We start from the raw sequence: 11,885 nt of genomic DNA, 5'->3' as shown, positions 1-11,885 counted from the left end.
CGATGAAGATCGCCAACCAGTTCACCGTCAGCGCGCCCATCGAAGAGGCATGGGACCTGCTCTGCGATCTGGAGCGGGTGATCCCGTTGATGCCCGGGGCGCAACTTGTCGGTCACGAGGGCGAGGACTATCTGGGCAAGGTCAAGGTCAAGGTAGGCCCGGTCACCAGCGAGTTCACCGGCAAGGTGCACTTCATCGAGCAGAACCGCGACCAGCACCGCGCTGTCTTCGACGCCAAGGGCAAAGAGGCCCGCGGCACCGGTAATGCAGCGGCCACCGTGACCGCGCAGCTGCAGGCAGCGGGCGAGCGCACCAATGTCACCGTCGACACCGACCTGAAGATCGTGGGCAAGCTGGCGCAGTTCGGCAGCGGCATGCTGCAGCAGGTTTCGGAGAAGCTGTTGGGCCAGTTCGTGGAGTCACTGGAGGCCGAATTGGCGACCAGCGGCGCCGCCGAGGTCCCGGCGTCCACCAATGGCGAAGAGCCGATCCCGGCGTGGCCGGTCAACCCCGTCCCGGGGACCCGTCAGGCACCCGAGCCCGAGCCCATCGATCTGCTCGAACTCGCCGGCGGTGATCAGATCAAGAAGTACGGCGCGGTGGCGGCCGCGGTGCTCGCCGTGCTGGCCCTGATCTGGTTGCTGCGGCGGCGTGCCCGCGAGTGAGCACCGCGGTTCTGCTGCGCGGTGTCGACCTGGCGGCGTTCGCGGCCGCCCTGGTGGACCGGCTGCGCAGTGCCGGAGTATCGGTATCGGCAAGCGGCCAAACGACTTTCGTGCAGGCATTGCAGCACCTGGCGCCCCGTGACCGGTCGTCCCTGTACTGGGCCGCGCGGTTGAGTCTGGTCAGTCGCATGGACGAACTGAGGACCTTCGACGCGGTGTTCGCGGCCGTCTTCGGCGCCGGAGCGCCCGACGGGCGGGACAGCCCCTCGCTGCCGCTGCCGGGACCTCGCACTCCGGCGGCCGGGATCGTGCACCGCGGCACCAGCCGATCCACCGCCGGGACTCAGACCCTGCCCTGGGCCACCGGAGTCGCCGGTGACTCCGACGGTGACGCCGCCGTCCGGTTGCCCGAGTTCGCGCCGAGTCGCATCACCGCCCTGGCCGACGAACCGTTCGACCAGTTCGACCCCGACGACTTGCGGCTGCTCGGTGACTGGCTGCGGGAATCGCTGCCCCGTTGGCCCGCCAGGCGCAGCCTCCGGTCGCAGCTAAGCCCGCACGGCAAGCGCATCGACCTACGGGCGACCATCAGCGCCTCGCGCACCACCGGATGGGAGACCTTCACGCTCGCGCGGACCCGGCCCCGCCGGCGACCGCGGCGGGTGGTGCTGGTCTGCGATGTCAGCCGGTCGATGCAGCCCTTCGCGACGGTCTACCTGCATCTGATGCGGGCGGTGATGGCGCGACAGACGGGCATCCGGCCCGAGGTCTTCGCGTTCTCGACGTCGCTGACCCGCCTGACCACCGTGCTGTCGCACCGGTCCACCGAGGCGGCACTGGAGCGGGCCAACGCCCGGGTGACCGACCGCTACGGCGGCACGTTCATCGGTCGCAGCATCAATGCTCTATTGGCGCCGGCGCACGGCAACGCGCTGCGCGGCGCCGTCGTGATCATCGCCTCCGACGGTTGGGACAGCGATCCGCCCGAGGTCCTCGAACGCGCCCTGATCCGGCTGCGCCGCCGCGCTCACCGGTTGGTATGGCTCAATCCCCGTGCAGCACAACGCGATTACCAACCGCTGACCGGTTCGATGGCCGCGGCGCTGCCGTTCTGCGACCTGTTCCTGCCCGGGAACACACTGACCGCTCTGCACCGTTTCCTGGTGCTGCTGGCGGATCCTGCGCAGCTGGTCTCTGGTCGGCAGCTAGACAGCGCGCCCTCCCGCCGCCGCAGCCCGTAGGGCAGGATCGGCAGGTATGGATCAGGTATGGGCGAACCGGGCCGCCACCTCCGAAACCGCCGTCACGCAACGCAACCTGCGCCGGCTCTGGGGATTGCCCGGCACCCAGCTGGGAGTGGTCGCCTGGCCGTCGGACCGCAAAGACCGCATGTTCGGCACCTGGCACTACTGGTGGCAGGCCCACCTGCTGGACTGCCTGATCGACGCACAGCTGCGGGACCCGCAACCGGAGCGCCGCACCCGGATCAACCGGCAGATCCGCTCGCATCGGCTGCGTAACACCCTGCGCTGGACCAACAGCTATTACGACGACATGGCGTGGCTGGCGCTGGCCCTGGAACGCGCCGCGCGCCTGGTCGGCGTCGAGCGCAGCCGCGCCCTGCACACCCTGGCCAAGCAGTTCGTCGACGCCTGGGTGCCCGAGGACGGCGGCGGCATCCCCTGGCGCAAGCAGGACCAGTTCTTCAACGCCCCGGGCAACGGTCCGGCGGGCATCTTCTTGGCCCGTTACGAGGGGCATCTGCGGCGCGCCCAGCAGATGGCCGACTGGATCGACGAAACCCTGATCGACCCCGACACCAAGCTGGTGCTCGACGGCATCAGGGACGGCTCGCTGGTGCGTGCGCAGTACACCTACTGCCAGGGCGTGGTGCTCGGCCTCGAAGTCGAGCTCGCCAAGCGCACCCATGACGACCGGCACCGGCCCCGGGTGCACCGCCTGGTCGCGGCCGTCAAGGAACACATGGCCCCCCGCGGTGTCCTCAAGAGCGCCGGCGGCGGAGACGGCGGTCTGTTCGGCGGCATCACCGCCCGCTACCTTGGGTTGGTCGCCACCGATCTGCCGGGCGATTCCCCCGAGGACCGGGCCGCCCGCGACACCGCCCGCGAGATCGTGCTGTCGTCGGCGAAGTCGGCGTGGGATTACCGCCAGACGGTGGACGGCCTACCCGTGTTCGGCGCGTTCTGGGACCGCGACGCCGAGATACCGACGGCCGCCGGTCAGCAGGCGCAGTTCGTCGAGGGCGCGGTGAACAGTTCTTCAATCCCTGAGCGGGACCTGTCGGTGCAGCTGTCGGGCTGGATGCTGATGGAGGCCGCCCACAACGTCGCGATGGTCAAGTCAGTCGGATAGCGGGAGTTCTTCGGCAGCTTCCTTCGCCGCGTTGCGGCGGGACCGGTACCCCCGGAACGCCGCGATGAACGCCGGGATCATCGACACGAACAGGATGCCCAGGATGATCTTTTCCAGGTTCTGGTTGACGAACGGCACCGTGCCCAGGAAGTAACCGGCCACCGTCACGCCGCCGCCCCACAACACACCGCCGACGATGTCGAACGCGAGATACACCGGATAGCGCATGTAAGAGACACCGGCGATCACCGGCGTGAACGTGCGCACGAACGGCATGAACCTGGCCAGGATGATCGCCCACGACCCGTACTTCTCGAAGAACGCGTGTGACTCGGTCACGTAGTGCTTCTTGAAGAACCGGGAGTCTTCCTTCTTGAACAGCGCCGGGCCGATGCGCCGGCCGATGAAGTACCCGGTCTGGTCGCCGAGGATGGCGACCAGAGCGACCGAGGGCGCGAGAATCCAGATGTCCAGTGTCCCCTTGGCGGCCAGCAAACCGCCGGTGAACAGCAACGATTCGCCGGGCAGCAGCGGGAACAGCAATCCCGTCTCGACGAAGACGATGACCAGGATGGTCGGCAGCACCGCGGAGGCGAACAAACCCTCGGGGCCGATCCAGAACATCGGGTCGAGGATGCTGCCCGACGCTGACACGGTGCTCATGGTGCTTCAACATACCGGCGTTGCAATACTGAGCTGACCACGTTCCGTCCAAGGAGTCCTCCATGCCTATCGCAACGCCCGAGATCTACGCCGAGATGTTGGGACGTGCCAAGGAGAATGCGTACGCGTTCCCGGCCATCAACTGCACCTCGTCAGAGACCGTCAACGCCGCTATCAAGGGCTTTGCCGACGCCGGCAGCGATGGCATCATCCAGTTCTCGACCGGCGGCGCGGAATTCGGCTCCGGCCTCGGCGTCAAGGACATGGTGACCGGTGCCGTCGCGCTGGCCGAGTTCACCCACATCATCGCCGCCAAGTACCCGATCAACGTGGCGTTGCACACCGACCACTGCCCCAAGGACAAGCTGGACACTTACGTGCGCCCCCTGCTGGCGATCTCTTCAGAACGGGTGCGTGCGGGTCGCGATCCTTTGTTCCAGTCGCACATGTGGGACGGCTCGGCGGTCCCGATCGACGAGAACCTGCAGATCGCCCAGGAGCTGCTCAAGCAGGCCGCGGCCGCCAAGATCGTCCTGGAGATCGAGATCGGCGTGGTGGGCGGCGAAGAGGACGGCGTCGCCAACGAGATCAACGACAAGCTGTACACCACTCCCGAGGACTTCGAGAAGACGATCGAGGCACTGGGCCACGGCGAGCACGGCCACTACCTGCTGGCCGCGACGTTCGGCAACGTCCACGGCGTCTACAAGCCGGGCAACGTCAAGCTGCGTCCCGACATCCTGGCTCAGGGCCAAAAGGTGGCGGCAGCGAAGCTGGGCCTGGGCGATGACGCCAAGCCGTTCGACTTCGTCTTCCACGGCGGCTCGGGCTCGGCGAAGTCCGAGATCGAGGAGGCGCTGCGCTACGGCGTGGTGAAGATGAACGTCGACACCGACACCCAGTACGCGTTCACCCGGCCGATCGCGGCGCACATGTTCTCCAACTACGACGGCGTGCTCAAGATCGACGGCGAAGTGGGCAACAAGAAGGTCTACGACCCGCGCAGCTACCTCAAGAAGGCCGAAGCCGGCATGACCGAGCGTGTCATCGAGGCCTGCAACGACCTGCACTGCGCCGGCAAGTCCCTCGCCGGCTGATTTCCCGAGCCGAGCAGACGCAAAAGCCCCCTTTTTCTGGTCGAAAAGGGGGCTTTTGCGTCTGCTCGCGCGGGCTAGTTGGACTGGCAGATCTTCCACTGGTCGTCGCGGTACTGCAGGTCCAGGCTGCGGGTAGAGCGGGTCTGCGGGTCATAGGCCATGAACGTGGTGATGTTGGCCTCGGCGTGCTGACCGTTGACGACGACCTGGTCGATGCTGGCGATCACCGGGTATTGCTTGGCCGCCGACACCCGCTGATAGGTCTCTGACCATGCCTTTTCGTCGTACTCCACATAGCCGTCGCGGGTGGTGCCGCAGGTGATGGTGCGCAACGCGGTCAGGTCGCCGCGCTGGACCGCGATGTCGAAGTTCTGGATGGTCTGCTTCACCTGGTCCTCTTGAGAGACCTTCGCGTGCTTGCTTCGGGTGAGCAGGACGGTGCCGAAGATCGCGATGGCCGCCAGGGCCAGGACGATCACGACCACGGCCAGCACCCAGCCCCAGTTGCGCTGCTTGGCGCCTGGCTTCGCTCCGCCCCGAGGTGGAATTGCTTGAGGCACAGCGGTTTTTGGCGGCAGCGGCGGCGGAGGGGGACTGCCCGGGGCGGGACGGGTCTGGAAGGCTTCGGTGGCCGCGTCCTGGGAGGTGGCGATCACCTGCGTTTCTTTCGCGTCGAACCCGGGTGCGGTGAAGCGCCGCTCGGGCTCGACGTGCGTCGCCTCGGAACTCTCGTCAGGGTGGCGGGTGGCAATCACCTGGGTCTCGGTCTCCGAGTCGCCGGTGATCAGCGGCTGGGCCTCGGTGGCGTCGGCGTCGCGCTCGCCGCTGGTTTTTGTGCCGTCGCGGTCGAACTCCGGTGCGTTGGGCATGGGTGCAGCTTAACCGAGCCCCATTGGCAGAATGGGCGCCATGACGCCCTCCGGTGACCTCCTGGGACCTGATCCAATTCTGCTGCCCGGCGACAGCGAGGCCGAAACCGAGCTGCTGGCCGGCGAGAAGCCGGGGATCGTCGCCGCCGCCCATCCGTCGGCCTCGGTGGCCTGGGCGGCCCTGGCCGAGGAAGCGCTGGCCGACGACAGGGCGATCACGGCGTACGCCTATGCCCGCACCGGCTACCACCGGGGGCTGGACCAGTTGCGCCGCAACGGCTGGCGCGGCTTCGGCCCGGTGCCCTACGCCCACGAGCCCAACCAAGGATTTCTGCGGTGCGTGGCGGCACTGGCCCATGCCGCGGATGCCATCGGGGAGACCGACGAATACAACCGCTGCCTGGATCTGCTCGACGACTGTGACCCGGCGGCACGGGCGGTGCTGGGGTTCTAGGAGCCTGCTGAATCGGTGTGTTCAGGCGGGGCGTCCTGAGCGCTCATCGGCGCATGGCTGAACTCAGACCCCCCCGCCCAAGAGCGGGTCAGGGGCCGGAGCTCCCCGGTTGACCTGGTTCACCCGGATTGCCGTCGGCGGCGCCGGCGGTGCCGATGCCGCCGAGTCCGCCGTCACCCGCGCCGCCACCCGCGCCACCGGGCGATCCGAACCCGGTGCCGCCATCACCTCCGTCACCACCGTCACCGCCGTCGCCGGCGAAGGCGGTGATGCCGGCGGCGCCGCCGCCCTGGCCCCCGTCGGCTCCGTCGCCCCCTTCGCCGCCGGTGCCGCCGGTGCCGCTACCGGTGGGTGCGCCGCCGGTGCCCCCAGTCCCGCCGTTGCCGCCCAGACCGCCGGCTCCTCCGTTGTTGATGCTGATACCGGCTTTACCGCCGGCGCCACCGATTCCGCCGTCGCCACCATTACCGCCCGCACCCCCATTGGCGTTATTGCCCACGGCTGCGGCGCCCTGGCCACCTTGTCCGCCGCTGCCGCCGGTGCCGCCGATGCCGCCGTCGCCTGTCGCACCGGTGCCGCCTTGTCCGCCAGCGCCGCCCGTACCACCGTCGCCAGCCGCGCCGCCCTTACCTGCCGCTCCGATGCCGATCCCGGCGAGACCGCCGTTACCTCCGTTACCTCCGTTACCGCCGTTACCGCCCGGATTGCCCGGCCCTGAGGGAACAGGCAAGGGCGAAGCGCCGAATCCTCCGTTGCCCCCCTTGCCGCCGACCCCACCGTCACCGTTTCTGCCGCCGCTGCCGCTGTTGCCGCCGGACCCGCCTTGACCGCCGAGTCCACCGTCGAAGCCATCGGGAGTGGCAGGGATGCCACCACCGCCGTCACCACCGACCCCGCCGGCTCCGCCGGTGCCGCCGACGCCGGAGTTACCGAAGGTGCCGCCCAAACCCGGTAGGCCGCCGGACCCCGCATTGCCGCCGGTGCCGCCGGTTCCGCCGTTGCCGCCGGCGCTGAGGAATCCCTTCCCGCCCGTGCCGCCGGCGCCGCCCGCACCACCGTCGCCGCCGGTGCCGCCGACGCCGTTGACTCCGAAGGAGTTCGCACCGGCTGTGCCGCCCAGGCCGCCCTGGCCGCCCTGGCCGCCTTGGCCGCCATCGGCACCGACGCCGCCGGTACCGCCGCTGCCGCCGTCGCCCCCGTCACCCCCACGGCCGGCGGCCCCGCCGTTGCCGGCGGCACCGCTGCCGCTGCCCGCCGCGCCGCCGTCTCCGCCGTTTCCACCCAGTCCCCCGTTACCGCCGCTCTGGCCCGGGCCTGCCTTCGCGTTTGCAGCTCCCGCGGACCCATCGCCGCCGTTGCCGCCGCGACCGCCGGCGCCGCCGTCACCGTTCGTGCCTCCGACGCCGGCATCACCGCCTCGGCCGCCCACGCCGCCTTGTCCGCCGTCGAAGCCGTTCTGGCCGGTACCGGGCAACGTGGAACCGTCACCGCCTCGGCCGCCGGTGCCGCCGTCACCACCGATGCCAGCACTACCGGCCGCTCCGGCACCATTCGCGATGCCGCCGTCCCCGGCCCGGCCGCCATCACCGCCATTGCCGCCTGTCCCAGCGGTGCCGACCGTGCCCTGACCGCCGATGCCCCCTGCACCGCCCACCCCGCCGTTGCCGCCCTTACCGCTGGGGGCGCCGCCGGTGAAGTCGGTGTTCAGCCCGCCGATGCCGCCTTGGCCACCTTGACCGCCCGCGCCACCCTGGCCGCCGCTGAGGTCGGCAGCACCGTTGCCGCCGGCAGCACCCGCCCCGCCGTTGCCGCCGGTTCCGCCCACACCGCCACTGCCGGACGCGCCGGAGCCGAAACCGGCACCCCCACCGTCACCGCCGGCTCCACCGGCTCCACCACCACCTCCGGTACCACCGGGCGACGACGGACCCGAGAACCCGATGACGCCGGCTCCGCCGTCTCCACCACGTCCACCCGCACCGCCGTTGCCGTTCGTCCCGCCGGCCCCGGCGCTTCCGCCGAAGCCGCCGAGCCCGCCCTGACCACCGGTGAAGCCGGCCTGGCCCAGAGAAATGCCGCCGGCGCCCGCACCGCCGGTGCCGCCGGCACCCCCGTTCCCGCCGATGCCCGCATTGCCGGTGGTGCCCCCGACGTTGGCTGCGCCGCCACCGCCTGCGTCGCCACCGGCACCGCCGCTGCCGGCCCATCCGCCGTCGCTATTGGAGCCGGCACCGCCGGTGCCGCCAGTGCCGCCGGCACCACCGTTACCCCCGGTGCCACTGATTGCACTACTGAACCCGCCGGTGTCAGTGCCACCCACGCCGCCGGACCCGCCGGCGCCTCCGCCGCCGCCGTTACCGCCCACGCTGTTGGTTCCGCCGGTGCCGCCCTTGCCACCGGCGCCACCGTCGCCGCCAGTGCCGCCCGCGCCGCCGCTGGCGGATGCCCCGGCGCCGAAGCCCGCGGTGCCGCCGCCGCCGCCGGCGCCGCCGGAACCGCCGTCTCCACCTTTGCCGCCGTCGGTGAAGTTTCCGTTGACACCGCTCTGGCCCGCTCCACCGCTACCGCCTCGGCCACCTGCTCCGCCCCTGCCGTTGGTGCCCCCGGCGTCCGCGTTGCCGCCGTTGCCGCCGTTGCCGCCTTGGCCACCGGCAATCCCGGATTGACCGCTACCAGTGGCGGCTGCCCCGTTGCCGCCGGCGCCGCCGGTGCCACCGGTGCCTCCGGTTCCCGCATTGCCTGCCACCCCGCCGATGTTCGCCACCCCGCCGGCGCCGGCGTCGCCACCCGCGCCGCCGTTGCCACCGTTGCCGGCGGCGATCACGGTTCCTGTACCACCGACACCACCGGCGCCACCGGAACCGCCGTTGCCGCCGGTACCGCCGCGGGCGCTGCTGGAACTGCCGGTGTCGACGCCGCCGACTCCACCTTGGCCGCCTTGTCCACCTGCGCCGCCGTCGCCGCCGTTGGTGTTGGCGGCGCCGCTCCCGCCGGTACCGCCGGCTCCGCCGTGGCCACCGTCACCGGCGGTGCCGCCGTTGCCGGAGGCCCCGGGGCCACCGCCGGCATTGCCTCCGTCGCCACCGATGCCGCCGGCACCTCCTTGGCCACCCATTCCACTGCTGCCGGGGGTATTGGCCCGACCTGCCCCGCCGTCGCCCCCGCGGCCGCCGGCCCCACCGCTGCCGTTGGTGCCACCGAGATCGGCCACGCCGCCGTTGCCGCCCAGACCACCTTGACCGCCCGCGTAACCCGCCTGCCCGGCACCGCTGCCCGCAGCGCCGGTGCCGCCGGCACCGCCGGCGCCACCGTTGCCGCCAGTGCCCGCGTTGCCTGCCGTGCCGCCGATGTTGGCCACCCCGCCCACACCCGCGTCGCCGCCGGTGCCACCGGTGCCGCCGTTGCCGGCGATGGTCACGGTGCCCGCTCCACCTGCACCGCCGGCACCGCCTTGGCCGCCGTTGCCGCCGGTGCCACTGGCTGCACTGCTGAATCCACCAGTGTTGACGCCGCCCATGCCGCCCTGGCCACCCTGCCCGCCGCTGCCGCCGAAACCGCCTCCGCTGTTGAGCGCGCCGCTGCCGCCGGCCCCGCCCGCTCCGCCGTTGCCGCCGTTGCCGGCCACGCCGCCACTACCGGCAGCCCCGGCACCAAAGCCGGCGCTGCCGCCGTCGCCACCAAATCCGCCGGCGCCACCACTGCTGCCCGCGGCGCCGCTGCCGATTGGCCCGGCCTTGCCGGCGCCGCCGTCGCCGCCGCGACCGCCTACACCGCCGTTGCCGTTGGTGCCGCCGACATCGGCGAGGCCTCCGTTGCCGCCGAGCCCGCCTTGGCCGCCCGCAAAGCCGGTCTGGCCGACACCGGTGGCGGCCGCGCCATTGCCGCCTGCCCCGCCCGCCCCGCCGTCGCCGCCAGTACCCGCGTTGCCCGCCGCGCCGCCGATGTTGGCCACACCCCCGGCGCCTGCGTCGCCGCCCGCACCGCCGGACCCACCTGTACCGGCGGTGCCCAAGGTGCCCGTTCCGCCGGCGCCCCCGGCCCCGCCGGCTCCGCCGTTGCCGCCGGTGCCGCCGGTGGCGCTGCTCAAGCTGCCGGTATGGACACCGCCGACGCCGCCTTGGCCGCCCTGACCACCGGCCCCGCCCTGACCACCGCCGCTGTTGAGCGCGCCACTGCCGCCGGCCCCGCCCGCTCCGCCGTTGCCGCCGGTTCCGGCCGCGCCGCCGAAGCCGGTCGCTCCCGCGCCGCCGCCGGCGTTGCCGCCGTCACCGCCGAGTCCGCCGGCGCCACCCTGGCCGCCAACTGCACCGCTGCCGGAAGGGGCGGAAGAGCCTGCACCGCCGGCGCCGCCGCGACCGCCGGCCCCGCCGCTGCCGTTGGTGCCGCCGGCGTCGGCGAGGCCGCCGTTGCCGCCCAAGCCCCCTTGGCCGCCCGCGAACCCGGTCTGGCCGATACCGCTAGCGGCGGCACCGTTTCCGCCGGAACCGCCGGCACCACCCGTACCGCCCGTTCCCGCGTTTCCGATGACACCGCCGAGATTCGCAACACCGCCCGCGCCCGCGTCACCGCCGGTGCCGCCGGTGCCGCCGGAGCCGCCGACGCCCAGGGTGCCGGTGCCGCCGTTGCCGCCGGCGCCGCCCTGTCCGCCGTTACCGCCGCTGCCGCTGACACCGCTGCTTGCGTCGGTGTTGAGGCCGCTCATGCCGCCCTGGCCGCCTTGCCCGCCCGCGCCACCCTGACCGCCTCCGGTGTTGAGCGCCCCACTGCCGCCGGCCCCACCGGCGCCGCCGTTGCCGCCGGTTCCGGCCACGCCGCCGGTGCCTGTTGCGCCAGTGCCGAAGCCCGCGGTGCCGCCGTCGCCGCCGATGCCACCGGCTCCGCCGGCGCCACCCGTAGCGCCGGACCCGGTGGCGGCTGCCCTGCCGGCTCCGCCGTCCCCGCCACGGCCACCCTTGCCGCCGCTGCCGTTGGCGCCACCGGCGTCGGCGCTGCCGGCAGCACCGCCCAGGCCGCCCTTTCCGCCCGCGTAACCGTCCTGGCCTGCAACGAGGCCTGCGGAACCGGTACCGCCAGCGCCGCCGGCGCCGCCGTCACCGCCGTCACCGGAAAGACCGGCGATGCCGCCCGAACCGCCCGTACCGGCCAGACCGCCAGCCCCCGCCTCACCGCCGGAGCCGCCCATGCCGCCGTCGCCGCCGACGCCGCCGAACGCGGTGAGGTTGTGCGCGCCGGCACCGCCGGCCCCTCCGAGTCCGCCGCTACCGCCGGCGCCGCCGGAGCCGTTCGTCCCGCCCGTGAAGCTGACGCCGCCCTGTCCGCCGGTTCCGCCTGCCCCGCCGGCAAAGCCGTTACCACCGGCACCGCCGGATCCGCTGGTGGCGTTGGACCCGCTGCTGCCGGTGCCGCCATCGCCACCGGCACCGCCTCCGCCCCCGGTCCCCGCCTTGCCTGCCGTGCCGCCGGAGCCGCCGATTCCCGCGGCACCTCCCGCTCCGGCGCTTCCGCCGGCCCCGCCCTGTCCGCCGGCGCCACCATCCGAGCCGGCCAACGTCCCTGAGCCGCCGCTCCCGCCGATCCCGCCGACTCCGCCGGTGCCGCCGACGCCACCGGAGCCGTTGACCCCGCCGGCACCGGAACTGCCACCCGCACCGCCCGCGCCGCCCGCGCCTCCGGACGCACCGCTGCCGCCTACCGCCGCGGTGCCCAAGAGGGCGTCAGCACCGTTGGCGCCGGCCCCACCCGCCCCGCCCGCTCCCCCGGTGCC

Annotated in this window: 8 protein-coding genes; 5 read left to right on the top strand and 3 right to left on the bottom strand. The window is 72.6% G+C overall.

Annotated features, from left to right (window positions below):
• Positions 1–2 precede the first annotated feature (2 nt).
• The 3 genes from AWC08_RS23770 to AWC08_RS23760 are packed head-to-tail and all read left to right on the top strand — an operon-like array spanning position 3 to position 3,038.
• Complete coding sequence (locus AWC08_RS23770; RefSeq protein ID WP_069434583.1) at positions 3–665, top strand: SRPBCC family protein; 663 nt, start codon at positions 3–5, stop codon at positions 663–665.
• Positions 662–1,906, top strand: a complete 1,245-nt coding sequence (locus AWC08_RS23765) for a vWA domain-containing protein (protein ID WP_069434582.1) — start codon at positions 662–664, stop codon at positions 1,904–1,906. The genes AWC08_RS23770 and AWC08_RS23765 overlap by 4 nt, the downstream gene beginning before the upstream one ends.
• Before the next feature lie 16 nt (positions 1,907–1,922).
• Positions 1,923–3,038: a glycoside hydrolase family 76 protein gene (locus AWC08_RS23760; protein ID WP_065133344.1), complete on the top strand. Its 1,116-nt coding sequence runs from the start codon at positions 1,923–1,925 to the stop codon at positions 3,036–3,038.
• On the opposite strand, the gene AWC08_RS23755 is transcribed toward AWC08_RS23760, so the two are convergent.
• Positions 3,027–3,701 carry a DedA family protein gene (locus AWC08_RS23755; RefSeq protein ID WP_065133345.1) on the bottom strand — a complete coding sequence of 225 codons (675 nt, stop codon included), beginning with the start codon at positions 3,699–3,701 and terminating at the stop codon, positions 3,027–3,029. The two genes, AWC08_RS23760 and AWC08_RS23755, sit on opposite strands and share 12 nt — an antisense overlap.
• A gap of 62 nt (positions 3,702–3,763) precedes the next feature.
• Between AWC08_RS23755 and fbaA the strand changes: the two genes are divergently transcribed.
• Positions 3,764–4,798, top strand: coding sequence for a class II fructose-bisphosphate aldolase (gene fbaA / locus AWC08_RS23750; RefSeq protein ID WP_065133346.1), 1,035 nt, complete (start codon positions 3,764–3,766; stop codon positions 4,796–4,798).
• 74 nt (positions 4,799–4,872) lie between these two features.
• On the opposite strand, the gene AWC08_RS23745 is transcribed toward fbaA, so the two are convergent.
• A complete protein-coding gene (locus tag AWC08_RS23745; RefSeq protein ID WP_065133347.1) occupies positions 4,873–5,667 on the bottom strand; it encodes an Rv0361 family membrane protein in 795 nt (264 codons plus the stop codon).
• 40 nt (positions 5,668–5,707) lie between these two features.
• Here AWC08_RS23745 and AWC08_RS23740 point away from each other — a divergent pair, with 40 nt between their 5' ends.
• Positions 5,708–6,121, top strand: a complete 414-nt coding sequence (locus AWC08_RS23740) for a DUF3151 domain-containing protein (RefSeq protein ID WP_065133350.1) — start codon at positions 5,708–5,710, stop codon at positions 6,119–6,121.
• A gap of 88 nt (positions 6,122–6,209) precedes the next feature.
• Here the strand turns inward: AWC08_RS23740 and AWC08_RS36740 are convergent.
• Positions 6,210–11,885, bottom strand: a 5,676-nt coding sequence (locus AWC08_RS36740) for a PE family protein (RefSeq protein ID WP_159460019.1), incomplete at its 5' end; no start/stop codon positions are given.

The organism is Mycobacterium gordonae (assembly GCF_002101675.1).
Taxonomy (GTDB): domain Bacteria; phylum Actinomycetota; class Actinomycetes; order Mycobacteriales; family Mycobacteriaceae; genus Mycobacterium; species Mycobacterium gordonae.
Note: the sequence above shows the minus strand (reverse complement) of the source record. Positions and strands in the feature narration are given on the sequence as shown.